The organism is Gilliamella sp. App4-10 (assembly GCF_001690495.1).
Classification (GTDB): domain Bacteria; phylum Pseudomonadota; class Gammaproteobacteria; order Enterobacterales; family Orbaceae; genus Gilliamella; species Gilliamella apicola_G.
In genome coordinates, this window is the sequence record NZ_LZGS01000038.1 from 1 (window position 1) to 15,530 (window position 15,530).

At 34.8% G+C, this 15,530-nt stretch carries 15 protein-coding genes and 2 rRNA genes; 15 read left to right on the plus strand and 2 right to left on the minus strand.

Annotated elements, in window-relative coordinates; translation table 11 throughout:
• The 12 genes from A9G23_RS08040 to gltP all read left to right on the plus strand — a co-directional run.
• Positions 1–301, plus strand: a 23S ribosomal RNA gene (locus tag A9G23_RS08040); the annotation flags it as partial.
• Positions 302–470: 169 nt separating this feature from the next.
• A 5S ribosomal RNA gene (gene rrf / locus A9G23_RS08045) occupies positions 471–586 on the plus strand.
• A 235-nt stretch (positions 587–821) separates the two neighbouring features.
• A complete protein-coding gene (gene rppH, locus A9G23_RS08050) occupies positions 822–1,391 on the plus strand; it encodes an RNA pyrophosphohydrolase (protein ID WP_065587122.1) in 570 nt (189 codons plus the stop codon).
• Positions 1,388–2,257, plus strand: coding sequence for a prolipoprotein diacylglyceryl transferase (gene lgt / locus A9G23_RS08055; RefSeq protein ID WP_065587123.1), 870 nt, complete (start codon positions 1,388–1,390; stop codon positions 2,255–2,257). The genes rppH and lgt overlap by 4 nt, the downstream gene beginning before the upstream one ends.
• A complete protein-coding gene (thyA, locus tag A9G23_RS08060; RefSeq protein WP_065587124.1) occupies positions 2,254–3,048 on the plus strand; it encodes a thymidylate synthase in 795 nt (264 codons plus the stop codon). The genes lgt and thyA overlap by 4 nt, the downstream gene beginning before the upstream one ends.
• Before the next feature lie 228 nt (positions 3,049–3,276).
• A complete protein-coding gene (lpxL, locus tag A9G23_RS08065) occupies positions 3,277–4,227 on the plus strand; it encodes an LpxL/LpxP family Kdo(2)-lipid IV(A) lauroyl/palmitoleoyl acyltransferase (protein ID WP_065587125.1) in 951 nt (316 codons plus the stop codon).
• A gap of 47 nt (positions 4,228–4,274) precedes the next feature.
• Positions 4,275–5,357 (plus strand): 23S rRNA (cytidine(2498)-2'-O)-methyltransferase RlmM, encoded by a 1,083-nt coding sequence (gene rlmM / locus A9G23_RS08070; RefSeq protein WP_065587126.1) that lies wholly within the window; start codon positions 4,275–4,277, stop codon positions 5,355–5,357.
• Between the two features lie 96 nt (positions 5,358–5,453).
• Positions 5,454–7,223: a penicillin-binding protein activator gene (locus tag A9G23_RS08075; RefSeq protein WP_176700610.1), complete on the plus strand. Its 1,770-nt coding sequence runs from the start codon at positions 5,454–5,456 to the stop codon at positions 7,221–7,223.
• Positions 7,189–7,560, plus strand: a complete 372-nt coding sequence (locus tag A9G23_RS08080; protein ID WP_065587128.1) for a YraN family protein — start codon at positions 7,189–7,191, stop codon at positions 7,558–7,560. The genes A9G23_RS08075 and A9G23_RS08080 overlap by 35 nt, the downstream gene beginning before the upstream one ends.
• Positions 7,561–7,577: 17 nt before the next feature.
• A complete protein-coding gene (locus tag A9G23_RS08085; RefSeq protein ID WP_065587129.1) occupies positions 7,578–8,156 on the plus strand; it encodes an SIS domain-containing protein in 579 nt (192 codons plus the stop codon).
• A 97-nt stretch (positions 8,157–8,253) separates the two neighbouring features.
• A complete protein-coding gene (gene gyrA / locus A9G23_RS08090) occupies positions 8,254–10,959 on the plus strand; it encodes a DNA topoisomerase (ATP-hydrolyzing) subunit A (RefSeq protein WP_065587130.1) in 2,706 nt (901 codons plus the stop codon).
• A gap of 92 nt (positions 10,960–11,051) precedes the next feature.
• Entirely contained in the window at positions 11,052–12,362 is a 1,311-nt protein-coding gene (gene gltP / locus A9G23_RS08095) for a glutamate/aspartate:proton symporter GltP (protein WP_065587201.1), read from the plus strand.
• A gap of 260 nt (positions 12,363–12,622) precedes the next feature.
• Here gltP and rpmG read toward each other — a convergent pair whose 3' ends face one another.
• The gene (gene rpmG / locus A9G23_RS08100) at positions 12,623–12,790 is read right to left on the minus strand and encodes a 50S ribosomal protein L33 (RefSeq protein WP_025314526.1); all 168 of its coding nucleotides are present in this window, start codon (positions 12,788–12,790) and stop codon (positions 12,623–12,625) included.
• A gap of 15 nt (positions 12,791–12,805) precedes the next feature.
• Positions 12,806–13,042 (minus strand): 50S ribosomal protein L28, encoded by a 237-nt coding sequence (rpmB, locus tag A9G23_RS08105; RefSeq protein ID WP_034946960.1) that lies wholly within the window; start codon positions 13,040–13,042, stop codon positions 12,806–12,808.
• A 385-nt stretch (positions 13,043–13,427) separates the two neighbouring features.
• On the opposite strand from rpmB, the gene aroE reads away from it, so the two are divergent.
• The 3 genes from aroE (at position 13,428) to aroL (ending at position 15,410) form a co-directional block, all read left to right on the plus strand.
• Entirely contained in the window at positions 13,428–14,258 is an 831-nt protein-coding gene (gene aroE, locus A9G23_RS08110; RefSeq protein ID WP_065587131.1) for a shikimate dehydrogenase, read from the plus strand.
• 104 nt (positions 14,259–14,362) lie between these two features.
• A complete protein-coding gene (locus A9G23_RS08115) occupies positions 14,363–14,716 on the plus strand; it encodes an Aca2/YdiL-like domain-containing protein (RefSeq protein WP_065587202.1) in 354 nt (117 codons plus the stop codon).
• A 181-nt stretch (positions 14,717–14,897) separates the two neighbouring features.
• A complete protein-coding gene (gene aroL / locus A9G23_RS08120; RefSeq protein ID WP_065587132.1) occupies positions 14,898–15,410 on the plus strand; it encodes a shikimate kinase AroL in 513 nt (170 codons plus the stop codon).
• Positions 15,411–15,530: the final 120 nt, after the last annotated feature.

The window sequence follows — 15,530 nt, forward strand, 5'->3', positions numbered from 1 at the left end:
GACAGTTCGGTCCCTATCTGCCATGGGCGTAGGAAAATTGAGAGGGTTTGCTTCTAGTACGAGAGGACCGAAGTGAACGCACCGCTGGTGTTCGGGTTGTGATGCCAATTGCATTGCCCGGTAGCTACGTGCGGAATAGATAAGTGCTGAAAGCATCTAAGTACGAAACTAGCCTCGAGATGAGTTTTCCCTGAAGAGATTCAGTAAGGTCCGTTTGAGACTAAGACGTAGATAGGTCAGGTGTGTAAGTGTAGTGATACATTGAGCTAACTGATACTAATGAACCGAGAGTCTTAACCTTACAACTCGGAGTTGTTTTGGGGTTACGCGAGAGTTTTTAATATTCTAGGTTGACTGAGGTTGATTAAAGAATGATAAAGCAGTTTGTTCTGGATTGAGATATTGATGGTGAAGAGGTATAATATTTTATTATAGCATCATTGATGTAGAAGAAGAGAAGACAGGATATGTCTGGCGGTAATAGCGCGGTGGTCCCACCTGACCCCATGCCGAACTCAGAAGTGAAACGCCGTAGTGCCGATGGTAGTGTGGGTATTACCCATGTGAGAGTAGGGTGCCGCCAGACTTTTAAATTTAGAGAGAGCCCAGCAGTGATGCTGGGCTTTTTTGCTTTTTATAAAAAAACATCAAATAGTATAGCAGAATTGTTTATATTAAGTAATATTACTACAATAAATTATTTAATAGTATGAAAAAATTAAATTAAATCGTATGGTTATTGTATTATTATTTTTTTATTTATTTATTGTTGTATGTATGAAACAATTTAGCTATATAAGAATTAATTTTTGAGGTAGTCAGTGATCGATAATGATGGCTACCGTCCAAATGTAGGAATAGTTATTTGTAACAGGTATGGTCAAGTGCTTTGGGCTCGCCGTTACGGGCAAAATTCTTGGCAATTTCCTCAGGGCGGAATAAAACAAAACGAAACGCCTGAACAGGCAATGTTTCGTGAATTAAACGAAGAAGTTGGTTTATTATCAAAAGATGTGAAGATTTTATCCGTTACTAATGGTTGGTTACGATATAAATTACCTAAAAGGATGATTCGTTGGGAAAATCAACCAGTTTGTATTGGACAAAAGCAAAAGTGGTTTTTATTAGAATTAATTTCAGATGCGTCGGTAATTAATCTAAATATGTCTTCAACTCCTGAATTTGATGACTGGAAATGGGTCAGTTATTGGTATCCGATTCGACAGGTCATTGCTTTTAAACGAGATGTTTATAGAAAGGCAATGAAGGAATTTTCTTTACCTGTGTTTGCTATACAGTCTGAAATAGATGCATCAACAAGTATTTCTAAGAAGAAACGATTTAATTTCTTTTCTCATAAACGAAAAAATAAAAAGCGTATAAAAAAATGAATAAATATTTACAATTTCCCAATTTCGATCCAATAGTTTTCTCTATTGGTCCTATTTCACTCCATTGGTATGGTGCTATGTATTTATTTGGTGTGCTGGGTGCGCTTTACTTAGCTAAACGTCGAGCAATTAAACCAAATAGTCAATGGACGTCACAACAGGTTGAGAATTTATTATTCTGGGGATTTTTAGGACTCTTTATTGGAGGGCGATTAGGATATGTCTTCTTCTATAATTTTGATGTTTTTATTAAAGATCCTGTGATTTTGTTTAAAGTGTGGGAAGGAGGGATGTCTTTCCATGGTGGTTTAATTGGCGCTATTTGTGTTATTGCCATTTTTGCTAAAAAGGCAAAAAAAACTTTTATGCAAGTAAGTGATTTTGTTGCTCCTCTTGTACCTATTGGTTTGATGTTTGGTCGATTTGGCAATTTTATTAATGGAGAACTTTGGGGAAGAGTAACTAATTCCTCTATTGGTATGTTATTTCCGACATCATCACATGCTGATTTTATGTTTGTTCAGTCTCACCCAGAATGGTTTTCACTTTATTCTCAATTAAAAGGTATTTTACCAAGGCATCCTTCACAGCTTTATGAAATGATGTTTGAAGGAATTGTGCTGTTTATTATTTTAAATGTTTTTATTCGAAAACCAAGACCAACTGGTGCTGTATCCGGGCTATTTTTACTTTGCTATGGTTTATTTAGATTTGTTATAGAATTTTTTAGACAACCAGACGAACAATTAGGTTTATTTTTAAATATTATCAGTATGGGGCAAATTTTATGCTTACCAATGATTATGGGAGGTATTTTTATTCTTTTATTGGCGTATAGATTTAACCAGAAGGATAAAACACGATGAAACAATATTTAGCGTTAATGCAGAAAATTTTAGAAGAAGGTACACCTAAGCCAGATCGAACTGGCACCGGTACGCTATCTATTTTTGGGCATCAAATGCGATTTCATTTGCAAGAAGGCTTTCCTCTTGTTACGACTAAAAGATGTCATTTACGTTCAATTATTCATGAGCTGCTCTGGTTTTTGAAGGGAGATACAAATGTTAAGCATCTACAAGATAATAAGGTAACTATTTGGAATGAATGGGCCGATGGAAATGGTGATTTAGGTCCCGTTTATGGTAAACAATGGCGCGCATGGGGAGCAGCTGATGGACGTCAAATAGATCAAATATCCCAATTAATTGGACAAATTAAAAATGATCCTGATTCTAGGCGTATGATTGTTTCTGCTTGGAATGTTGGAGAATTAGATCAAATGGCATTAGCTCCATGTCATGCTTTTTTCCAATTTTATGTTGCAAATGGTAAACTTTCTTGTCAACTTTATCAGCGTTCTTGTGATGTATTTTTAGGATTGCCATTTAATATCGCCAGCTATTCATTGTTAGTTCACATGATTGCACAACAATGTGAATTACAAGTAGGTGACTTCGTGTGGACTGGCGGCGACACGCATCTTTATTCTAATCATATGGAACAAGCCCATTTACAATTAAGCCGTGAGCCAAAGGCTCTGCCAAAACTAGCGATCAAACGTAAACCTCCAACAATTTTTGATTATGAGTTTGATGATTTTGAAATTGTTGGTTATGATCCACATCCTGCAATCAAAGCGCCTGTTGCTATTTAATTTTCTGTAAAAAAGTTTCAGGTAATTTTGTGTTTCAGTATAAAAGCTGCCAATTTTAAGAACTGATTATAGCTAATTTCTAATTATTAGCTATAATCTACCTTAAATATAAATTTTGTTACAAAATGATGATATAACGCCGCTAGATCTGTTTATTTTTCTGCCCCTAAAATCAATATATGGTATATAATATTCGACTTTATTATTAATAAATAACTTGATCTTAATATGAGTCAAAATCAAGAAATTCGCCCTATTTTTACTAAACGTTTACTTCTCCCTCATTATTGGTTAACGTGGTTTGGTATTGGCATTTTATATTTAATCGTATTGTTACCTTATCCAATTATTTTCCGAATAGGAAAGGGCTTAGGATTACTTTCAATGAAATTAATCGGCAAACGTAAAGAAACGGCGAGGCAAAATCTTAAACTTTGTTTTCCTGAAAAAACACAACAAGAACGTAATCAGATGTTACGTGATAATTTCATTTCGACTGGTTTGGCTATTTTTGAGACTGGCATGGCATGGTTTTGGTCAGATAAACGGCTTGCCAAGCGCATTTCTATTGTTGGCGACTTTCATATTAAAAAGGTACAACAATCGGGTCAAGGTGTTCTGCTCATAGGTATTCATTTTTTAACATTAGAATTAGGTGCACGTATTTTAGGAATGAGCCATCCAGGTGTGGGTGTTTATCGACCAAATGATAATCCTGTAATGGATTATGTTCAGCTTAAAGGGAGACTTAAGTCAAACAAATACATGCTAGACCGCCATAATACAAAGGGTATGATCCGCGCACTAAAGAATGGTGAGTTACTTTGGTACGCGCCGGATCATGATTATGGTCCTAAAAATAGCGTATTTGCACCTCTATTTTCAGTCGAAAAAGCTGCAACTACCGTTGGTACGCGCATATTAGTTAAGTTAGGAGAGCCTGCCATTATCCCTTTTACGCCTAAGCGTGAGAAAAATGGTCACTATACAGTTTATGTTAGTTCAGAGCTTGAAGGCTATCCAATAGATGATGATGTGCTTGCTGCCACTTTTATGAATAAAGTTATTGAACAAGAAATTTTAAAAGCACCTGAACAATATATGTGGTTACATCGACGATTTAAGACTCGCCCAAAAGGGGAAGCACCTTTATATACTGATAATGTTCAATCTGATTGATGTGACTGTTGCTTGTTATGGCGGTTTAATAAATTTAATATACAATTATGCAAAAACTAAATAAGATCATTTTATATTGTCGTTGTGGATTTGAAAAAGAATGCGCTGCAGAAATTACAGATAGAGCTGGACAGAAAGAAGTATATGGCTTTGCTAAAGTTAAAGAAAACAGTGGTTATGTTGTTTTTGAATGCTATCAAGATGGTGATGCACAATTGTTAATAAAAGATTTGGCTTTTCGAACATTAATTTTCGTTAGACAAATGTTTGTTTCGGGCGATTTATTAATAGATTTGCCGAATAATGATCGTATCTCTCCTATCATGGATGCATTATCTGGCCTTATAGATAATGCTGGGGATCTACGTGTAGAAGTTGCTGATACTAATGATGGCAAGGCTCTTTCCGGTTTTTGTCGTAAATTTACGGTTCCCCTTCGTCAGGCATTACGAAGTAAACGTATTTTATTAAAAGTTGAAAACCCATCAAGACCCGTTATTCACTTATTTTTTATTAATAGTAATAGTTGTTATGTTGGTTATTCACTGAGTCAAAATAATTCACCTTTTTATATGGGGATTCCGAGGCTAAAATTTCCAACCGCTGCACCAAGTCGATCTACGTTAAAATTAGAAGAAGCATTTCATATCTTTATTCCTTATGAAGAATGGGATGAACGATTAAAAGGTGGTTTGAATGCGGTTGACTTGGGGGCTTGTCCTGGAGGTTGGACTTACCAGCTAGTAAAAAGAAGCATGATGGTTTATGCCATTGATAATGGACTGATGAATGAGAAGCTGATGGAAACAGGACAAGTTAAACATTATCGTGAAGATGGCTTCAAATTTGTACCTAAAAAGCTTAATATTTACTGGTTGGTTTGTGATATGGTTGAAAAACCAGCTAAGGTCACGGAGTTAATAGCCAAATGGCTAATTAATGGTTGGTGTAGAGAGACTATTTTTAATCTTAAATTACCAATGAAAAAACGCTATGAAGAAGTAAAACAAAATTTACAATGGCTAAACGACGAATTAAATAATGAAAAAATTAATGTGCAAATTCAGGCAAAACAGCTTTATCATGATAGAGAAGAAATAACCGTTCATGTACAACGAATTTGGGGATAATAAAATTACAAGAGAATGGGTATGAATTTAAAACGCTACTTTTATGCTATGTTAATAATGCCATTATTTACATTTTTGGTAGGGTGTACTTTAGAAATGTCAAAGAAATCTCTTAACTTTGATGATACTCAAAATTCTAATTATTATTTGTCACAAGCAGATAATAGTTCTGGTTCTGTTAAAGCTAATTGGCAATTATTAGCTATTCGCGCTCTGATAAAAGAAAATAAATTTTCGCAAGCAAGTGTATTATTATCAAATTTACCTCTTAATCTTAATACTGAACAGCAAAAAGAAAAATTATTATCAGAAGGTGAAATTGCCGTAAAGAAGGGAAAGGGATTTGATATTAATCAATTTAATATAGAAAATTTGACTCCCTCACAGCTATATCGTTATTATACTATTAAATTAGGCTTGGACATGAACAGTAAAGATATTAATGCCCAAGCTCATGATTATCTTCAATTAGAAAAATATGTACTAGAGACCGAGAAAAAGCAATTATTAAATGATACATGGAATTTTTTTAGTAAGTTAACATCTAATAAAATTCGTAAAGTTTTAGTGTATGAAAATGAAATTACACTACAAGGCTGGGTTGATTTGGCTTATGCTTATCAAAATGCTAGTAAAGTAATTGCTTCGCAAGATGATGATACGCAAGAAGTAATTGAAGAAAAATCTCAAAAAAAAATACAGTTATTAAAACAAGCTGTCAACAATTGGGCTACACAATATCCAGATCACCCAGCTAAACAGATTATTTCGGTATTAACTGGTGAACAGGCACTTGTTGTTGATGCTAATGTAAAAAAAATTGCTTTATTATTGCCATTAAATGGCTCTTCACGCATATTTGGTGAAACTATTCGTCAAGGTTACATGGATGCCAATAAGTTTTTTCCACAAGAACCACAACAAAATGTGATCGTGCTCGATACAACTAGTAAACCAATAGATACCTTAATCCAGCAAGCAAGGGAACAGAATATTGAATTAATTGTAGGCCCTTTATTAAAAGAAGATGTTATTAAAATACAAGAGTTAGCACCAACTGTTCCTGTTCTAACCTTGAACAAAGTTGATAACACAACCACGACTGCTAATAAGATGTGTTACTTTGCTTTATCTCCTGACGATGAAGCAAAAGATGCTGCAGATCATCTTTATTCTCAGAATAAAATAAAACCGTTGCTATTAGTACCTAATACTAATTTAGGGCAACGTGTTGCGAAAAGTTTTGCGGCACAGTGGTCTCAACTGTCGACAAATAGTTCACAAGCTTACGTGCAATATTTTGGCAATACTAAAACATTAAGTGCCAATATGAATCGTAATTTAGGGATTATCCTTGAAGGAGATCCTATTTTAATTAATGACACACCACAATCAGGAGAGATATTATCTGCTGAATTTGATGCTATTTATGTTTATTCTTCATACGATGAATTAACGTTGATAAAACCAATGCTTGATATGGGTGCAAATAAGAATATTGGTAATTCATCATCTGTCACGCTTTATTCAAGTTCTAAAAGTCATGTAGCCAATGCTTCTGATGATTTTAATTATGATATGAATAAAACTGAATATGCAGAAATTCCTATGATTGTAAATCAAAAAGATAATATAAATATACCTAGCAACGTTCAGAAAGATTATTCATTAATGCGTCTATATGCAATGGGGATTGATGCCTGGCGACTAGCTAATCGTTTTAATCAACTCAATTCGAATCAACCGAATTTTTTAGATGGTATGACAGGTAAACTATCAACTAGTAATCAATGTGAAGTGACTCGCTCACTTTCTTGGCAGCAATATATTTATGGTGAAGCTAAACCTGATTCAAAGACCGAATAAAAAACAAATTGGCGAGCATTATGAAAATATTGCTCGCCAATATCTACTTAAGCAGGGGCTTATATTTCTTGCTCATAATATCCAATTTCGCTTCGGCGAACTCGATTTAATTATGCTGGATAATGAATGTCTTGTTTTTATTGAAGTACGTTATCGAAAAAATGCAAATTTTGGCGATGCTGAAATGACCGTGACATTAAATAAACAAAATAAAATCAAGCAGGCGGCTCAACTATGGATGATAGAGCAAAATTTAAATATTGAAGGTACAGAGTTTAGATTTGATGTTTTTGCTATTACAGGTAAAAGCCAAAAGTGGATTATTAATGCATTTTAATTTTTAGGTGAAAAAGTGTGCAAGATTTAATTAAAAATTATTTTACTGAAAGTATTCAAACTCAAATTGTGATGGCTGAATCGCTTGGTTATTCAATTGAAAAGGCTGCAAATATTATTGTTGAGAGTTTACTTAACGGCAATAAAATTATGAGCTGTGGGAATGGTTCTTCCGCTGCTAATGTACAAAGCTTTACTTCCCGTTTAATTACCAGTATTAATATCGAAAGACCAAGCATTCCAGCAATAGCTTTAGTCTCGGACAATGTTTTATTAAGTGCTATAGCTAATCATGAAGAAATTTATGCTCGCCAAATTCAAGCTTTAGGTCAACAAAGTGATGTTTTAATTGTGGCAACTAGCCAAGGGAATAGCCGAGCTATCATTCGTGCGGTTCAAGAAGCGGTAATTAAAGATATGAAAATCGTTGCATTAACCGCTTTTGATGGTGGTGAAGTTATTGGTTTACTTGGGCAAAATGATATTGAAATAAGAGTTCCATCTTATAAAAAAGTGATGGCTTACGAAATGCATGCTATGATTTTAAATTGCTTATGTCAATTAATTGAAAATACGTTATTTATTCATAACGAATAAGTTAAAATAAAAATAGTTTAGTTCTGCATTAATATTGATTTTATGGTACAATTATGAACTATTTTGATGACTTAAATTAATAAGAGAACATGGTGTTATGACCGAATTAGCCAAAGAAATAACTCCCGTTAATATTGAAGATGAATTAAAATCCTCTTATCTTGATTATGCAATGTCAGTCATTGTTGGGCGTGCTTTACCTGATGTGCGAGATGGGTTAAAACCTGTTCACAGACGTGTTTTATTTGCTATGCATGAAGCGGGATATGATTGGAACAAACCTTATCGAAAATCTGCTCGTGTTGTTGGGGATGTTATTGGTAAATACCACCCACATGGTGATTCTGCTGTTTATGACACAATTGTGCGTATGGCTCAGCCGTTTTCATTGCGTTATATGTTGGTTGATGGTCAAGGAAATTTTGGTTCTGTTGATGGCGATTCAGCTGCTGCAATGCGTTATACCGAAATTCGGATGCAGAAATTTGCAGGGGCATTATTGACTGATCTTGATAAAGAAACAGTTGATTTTTCACCAAACTATGATGGATCAGAAATGATTCCCGATGTATTACCGACTCGTATTCCAAATTTATTAATTAACGGCTCTTCAGGGATTGCAGTTGGTATGGCAACGAATATCCCACCTCATAATCTTCCTGAAGTTATTAATGGCTGTCTTGCTTTTATTGAAGATGAAAATATTTCAATTGATGGGTTAATGGAACATATCCATGGTCCAGACTTCCCGACTGCAGCTCTCATTAATGGGCGTAAAGGTATTGAAAATGCTTATCGCACTGGCCGTGGTATTATCTATATTCGTTCTAAAGCTACAATTGAAGTGGATGACCATTCTGGACGAGAAACTATTATTGTTAACGAAATTCCATATCAAGTTAATAAGAAAAAATTGATTGAGAAGATTGCAGAATTAGTCAAAGATAAGAAAGTAGAAGGGATTTCGGCATTACGCGATGAGTCAGATAAAGATGGTATGCGTATTGTGATTGAAATCAAACGAGATGCTGTGGGTGAAGTTGTATTAAATAACCTTTTCTCATTGACTCAATTACAAGTTTCCTTTGGCATCAATATGGTGGCGTTACACAAAGGCCAACCGAAACTATTAAACTTACGTGAAATGATTGAAGCCTTTGTACTTCATCGCCGTGAAGTAGTCACTCGTCGAACCATATATGAATTGCGCAAAGCACGTGAACGTGCTCATGTATTAGAAGGTTTGGCGATAGCGCTTGCTAATATCGATCCGGTTATAGAATTAATTCGTTCTGCATCAACGCCTACCGAAGCTAAAACCAAATTATTAACGCAAGCTTGGCAGCTTGGTCATGTTGCAGCTATGCTAGAAAAGGCAGGTAATGATACGGCTCGTCCTGAAGACTTAGCGCCAGAATTTGGCATTCGTGAAAGGCACTATTACTTATCTGAAGCGCAAGCTCAAGCCATTTTAGATCTTCGCTTGCATCGACTGACAGGACTTGAACACGAAAAAATTCTTGATGAATATAAAGAATTACTTGTGCAAATTGGTGAATTATTACATATCTTGGCTAGTTCAGAGAGATTAATGGAGGTAATTCGTGAAGAGCTTGAAGCTGTTCGAGATCAGTTCCAAGATGCGAGAAAAACTGAAATTACTGCAAGTAGTGCAGATATTAATATTGAAGACCTTATTGCGCAAGAAGATGTCGTTGTCACACTTTCTCATCAAGGTTATGTAAAATATCAACCGCTTTCCGATTATGAAGCTCAACGTCGTGGTGGTAAAGGTAAATCTGCAACTAAAATTAAAGAAGAAGACTTTGTCGAAAAATTATTGGTAGCAAATACCCATGATACGATTCTTTGCTTCTCAAGCCGTGGTCGTTTATATTGGATGAAAGTCTATCAGTTACCTGAAGCCAGCCGTGGATCACGTGGGCGTCCAATTATCAATTTATTACCGCTTGAGACGGGTGAGCGTATTACTGCGATCCTACCTGTGCGAGAATTTGATGACGAGCATTGCGTATTTATGGCAACAGCGCAAGGTACCGTTAAGAAAACGTCTTTAATTGAATTCAGTCGACCTCGTAGTGGCGGTATTATTGCGATTAATCTACGTGATGATGATGAATTAATCGGTGTGGATTTAACTAACAACGACCATTTAGCTGCTACTGATGATGAAGATTTGAATGATGATGCGACTATTGATGAAGGTGAAGGTGAAGATGAGGATAATGAAGTCGCCGAGAGCTCTAATACAGAGGATATTATGCTGTTTTCTGCCAATGGTAAAGTTGTTCGATTCCCAACGAATAAAGTTCGTTGTATGGGGCGAACAGCCGCAGGTGTCCGAGGTATAAAACTTGATAGTGATGATAAAGTGGTTTCATTAATTGTACCACGAGGTAATGGTGCAATTCTAACCGCAACTCAAAATGGTTATGGTAAACGTACACAACAAGAGCTATATCCGACTAAATCAAGAGCAACGAAGGGCGTTATCTCTATTAAGGTTAGTGAACGAAATGGCTCAGTTGTTGGCGCTGTACAAGTTGATGAGACCGATCAAATTATGCTAATTACGGATGCAGGTACATTAGTTCGTACTCGTGTTTCAGAAGTGAGTGTTGTTGGTCGAAATACTCAAGGTGTTATGCTTATTCGAACTGCCGAAAGCGAAAAAGTGGTGGGATTACAGCGAATCGCCGAAACAGAAGATGAAGATGGTGAATCTGAATTATCGTCACTAAGTGAAGAGCGGAGTGATTCAGAACATGAATCTGAAGAATAATTTTTAATTATTAAAAAGGATTAGTTAAATATAGCTAATCCTTTTTTATTTAGAATAATCTCGAAAAGGAACAGTATTTGATGTCATTTTCTATAAAAAAAATCTTAACAAATCTTGCATGGCAAATTTTGATAGCTTTGATCTTAGGGATAGCAGTAGGCGCTTATTTATTTGAACTTTCAGTTCCAAGCCATCCATTACATTCATATTACCAATTTTCAATAGTGAATATTTTTCAACCTGCAGGCGATATCTTTATTCGATTAATTAAAATGATTGTGCTGCCAATTATACTGAGCACATTAACGCTAGGTATTGCAGGTATTGGTGGTTCTAAACGATTAGGGACATTAGGTTTTAAAACAATTCTCTATTTTGAAATTATTACAACGATTGCTATTTTATTAGGTCTTTTTTGGGGTAATATTTTTGCACCAGGCGCAGGAATTGATTCCTCAACACTAGCAACGGTTGATATTAGTAAGTATACCCAAGCTGCTGAAGAATTAAGTGGAAAGCCTCATGGTTTAATTGTCATGATTCTTGATATGATTCCTGCCAATATCTTTAAAGCTATGACTGATGGTGCTGTTTTACCTGTCATTTTCTTCTGTGTCTTTTTTGGTTTAGGCTTAATGTCTTTGCCAGATAAACAACGCGAACCATTTGTATTCTTCTTAAAAATAGTGTCTGACACTATGTTCAAAGTCACTAATATGATCATGCGTTATGCGCCTGTGGGAGTATTTGCACTCATTACTGTAACTGTGGCGAAATATGGTTTTGAATCTTTACTTCCTCTACTTAAATTAATTTTAACTGTCTATTCGGCAATGATTATTTTTACATTAGTGGTACTGGGGCTTGTTTGTAAAATTTGCCAATTTAATATTTTTACGTTATTGAAAATATTAAAAGAAGAATTAGTTATCGCATTTTCGACCGCAAGTTCAGAGACAGCATTACCTAAAATTATTGAAAAAATGGAAGCTTATGGCGCACCTAAATCAATAACAAGTTTTGTTATTCCTACAGGTTATTCATTTAATCTCGATGGTTCAACACTTTATCAAAGTATTACGGTTATCTTTTTAGCACAGTTATTCCAGATAGATTTAACTATTTTAGATCAGATTATTATTGTCATCACCTTGATGATAGCATCAAAAGGGATTGCTGGTGTACCAGGCGCATCAATTCTTGTTTTATCTGCAACGCTTGGTAGTGTAGGTATTCCTCTTGAAGGGATTGGTTATATTATGGGGGTTGAACGTATTTTAGATATGGGCAGAACAGTCGTTAATGTGGTAGGTAATGCATTAGCAGCGATTGTTATTGCGCGTTGGGAACATGCTTTTGACGATAAAAAAGCAAGAGCTTATGAACAGCAATATTTGAAATAAAACTACTGCTGTTTTAGCAAGCTTCAGGTTAAAAACTGGAGCTTGTTTTATTTTAATGATTTTATAAATGATTGCTGAGTTAAACAGATATAAAATTATCAATAATAATTATATTTTTTTCATTAAATTGTTAGCTTTTTTATTGCTTAGTTGCTACTCACTAGAGCAATATCAATGAACAAAATATGCAGGTATGTTGTGCGCTAAAAAGGTATAAAAAAACCCAGCATAGGCTGGGTTTTTTATTAATTTGTCTAAAACTATTTAATTTTCGCTTCTTTATAAATAACATGCTGACGAACAACAGGATCGTATTTTTTGATCTCCATTTTTTCAGGCATAGTTCTTTTATTTTTGCTAGTGGTATAAAAATGACCTGTACCAGCAGAAGAAACTAATCTGATTTTTTCGCGTACACCTTTTGCCATGATATTGTTTCCTTATTAGTACTTTTCACCACGGGCACGAAGTTCAGCTAAAACCGCATCAATACCCTTTTTATCGATAATACGCATACCTTTAGCAGATACACGCAATTTTACAAAACGTTTTTCACTCTCAATCCAGAAACGGTGAGTTTGAAGATTTGGTAGAAAACGACGTTTAGTAGCATTCATCGCATGAGAACGATTATTTCCTACTAAAGGACCTTTTCCTGTTACTTGGCATACTCGTGACATGTCAATAATTCTCCGAAATTTCAATGCTTAAGCCTTGGGCGTAATATGTTAATGGAATTAACCTCGTCAGGCTTTTAGTTTGCTGCAGTTCTATCTGAGAAGCAGTCTAACCTCTCACACTACACCCATAATAATGAGGTAGCGAAGTATACGCTGTTATACGCAATTTCTCAAGCATTATCTTATTTGTACGTAAAAATAAGTGTATTACCTACATGAATATTAACCAATAGATAACCATTATTACCATAAAACTATCATTCTATAGTTAGGGTTATCTTAGTTAAATACAAAAACCGTTTAATTTTATAATAAATATGTTTTAATACTATTGCTTATAGATTTTATCTATTAGGTCTAATTTTCTAACATTCAAGGAGATTGTATGAACCCGTTCACGCCATATAGTATATACGGTATTATCGGTTATCCTTTAGGACATAGTATGAGCCCCCTTATTCATACTACATCATTTCAGGATTATGGTATTCCCTCAGTTTTAGTTCCTTTTGCTACGCCACCCGAAGATATTTCAACCTTATTCAAATCTGTAAGATTATTAAACATACGGGGATTGTGTGTCACTATTCCGCATAAGCAAACGATTATCCCCTATTTAGATAAAGTGACTGAGCATGTAAAAAAAGCAGGTGCTGCTAATTTAGTCTATTGGGAGGGTGATAAGCTTTGTGGTGAGAATACTGATATTGTTGGTTTTATGCAACCTCTTGAACAGAAGAAATTACCGGCTGAATATAAAAAAGTTTTATTACTAGGAGCTGGTGGTGCAGCACGCGCTGCGGTTGTCGGATTACAGGATCTTGGTTATACCGATATTACCGTGACTGACATAGCGAGTGACTTACCCAAAGCGTTAGCCAAAGAATTCAATCTTAAAATAGTTGCTTGGGAAGAACGCAGCCACGTTGAAGCGCAAATTATTATTAATTCTACTCCCTTGGGTATGCAAGGCAAATTTGAAGATCAGACCCCTTATGAACAAGCTTGGTTTAAAGGAAAAGGTTTAGCTTATGATATTGTTTATACACCATATAATACACGATTTAGACAAGAGGCAGAAAAAGCTGGCTGGGAATCTATTTCAGGGCGTGAAATGTTTATAGAGCAAGCAAATGCACAATTTAAAATTTGGACAGGAAAAAATCTTTCCGATAGGGCAAAACAAGCTGTAATAGATGCTTTAGCTGGAAAATAAATATTGCAAATAGAACATACATTTCATTAAAGTGAATGAGATGTATGTTAAATAAAATTAAATGTTTATTGTTTAAATTAGTTATATTATTAAAAGGAGTATTTATGACAAACCTTGAATTGCAAGCTTATCGTCGTTTTCTGATGCTAAAAGTATCAGAAGCTAGCCAATATATTGGTAAAACGGATGCTAAAACATGGTATGATTGGGAGAATGGTACTATACCCGTGCCTGAGTTTGTTGCAAACACAATGCAAGAGCTGAAAAAGCTTCGCAATGATAAAATTAATATTATTATCAATAGTATCAATGATCGTGTTGGCAGTAATATAATACGTTACTTTATGACATATGAAGAATTTAAAAAAATTAATCCTAATCTAGACGTGGTGCAATGGCGATTACATCAATCAATTGCCACAGAGCTCTATTTTCGTGGTTTAGAAAAACTATGTTAATTAGCTTTATCAAGATGACTTTTGGAGTCTAAAAGGCTTTTTTATAACTTTTTTAAATAATTATTTACAATCAATCTTATGGAAATTTAATTTAATTATCTAAAAAAATATATTGCAAAAATAAGGGCGAATCACTAGCATGGTCAATATATTCTGTAAATCTGGAAAGATAGAACCCGATATGAATAAAACAATTTTTTTAGTTGGTGCAAGAGCGGCAGGTAAAACAACAATGGGAAAGATGTTAGCAAATAAACTATCGTTTTCTTTTATTGATACCGATCGCCATTTACATGAAACTACTCAAAAAACAGTGGCTGAAATTGTTGAAAAAGAAGGTTGGGAAGGATTTAGAGCAAGGGAAAGCCAAGTGCTTGTTGATACAACTAAACCCAATAGTGTCATTGCAACTGGTGGAGGCATGGTATTAGCTGAGCATAACCGTCATTTTATGAAACAAAATGGTACAGTTATCTTTTTATCTGCGCCCGCATCAACACTAGCTGCTCGTTTAATGAAAGATCCGAATGTTGCTCAAAGACCATCGTTAACGGGCTTATCTATTGCAGATGAAATAGATAAGGTATTAGCTGAAAGACTGCCTTTATATCATGATGCTGCTCATTATGTGGTGAATGTTGATCAAGATGAAAACTTGATCTTAGCTCAAATGCTCGAAATGCTCGAAGACTGAATTTAAGTTTTTTATCAGATACCACTTAAAAAGTGGTATTTTTATTAGTAATAGACAACAATAAAATTTAATAAAAATTCTATATAATTTTAATTTTCTGTCAGATTTTTACTATTTTTT

Excerpts from the sequence above, each read along its gene's own strand:
- aroE (WP_065587131.1), top strand. The coding sequence starts at position 13,428 with ATGAACCCGTTCACGCCATATAGTATATACGGTATTATCGGTTATCCT.
- lgt (WP_065587123.1), top strand. The coding sequence starts at position 1,388 with ATGAATAAATATTTACAATTTCCCAATTTCGATCCAATAGTTTTCTCT.
- A9G23_RS08075 (WP_176700610.1), top strand. The coding sequence starts at position 5,454 with ATGTCAAAGAAATCTCTTAACTTTGATGATACTCAAAATTCTAATTAT.
- lpxL (WP_065587125.1), top strand. The coding sequence starts at position 3,277 with ATGAGTCAAAATCAAGAAATTCGCCCTATTTTTACTAAACGTTTACTT.
- thyA (WP_065587124.1), top strand. The coding sequence starts at position 2,254 with ATGAAACAATATTTAGCGTTAATGCAGAAAATTTTAGAAGAAGGTACA.
- rpmB (WP_034946960.1), bottom strand. The coding sequence starts at position 13,042 with ATGTCACGAGTATGCCAAGTAACAGGAAAAGGTCCTTTAGTAGGAAAT.
- rlmM (WP_065587126.1), top strand. The coding sequence starts at position 4,275 with ATGCAAAAACTAAATAAGATCATTTTATATTGTCGTTGTGGATTTGAA.
- aroL (WP_065587132.1), top strand. The coding sequence starts at position 14,898 with ATGAATAAAACAATTTTTTTAGTTGGTGCAAGAGCGGCAGGTAAAACA.
- A9G23_RS08080 (WP_065587128.1), top strand. The coding sequence starts at position 7,189 with ATGGTGAAGCTAAACCTGATTCAAAGACCGAATAAAAAACAAATTGGC.
- rpmG (WP_025314526.1), bottom strand. The coding sequence starts at position 12,790 with ATGGCAAAAGGTGTACGCGAAAAAATCAGATTAGTTTCTTCTGCTGGT.
- gyrA (WP_065587130.1), top strand. The coding sequence starts at position 8,254 with ATGACCGAATTAGCCAAAGAAATAACTCCCGTTAATATTGAAGATGAA.
- A9G23_RS08115 (WP_065587202.1), top strand. The coding sequence starts at position 14,363 with ATGACAAACCTTGAATTGCAAGCTTATCGTCGTTTTCTGATGCTAAAA.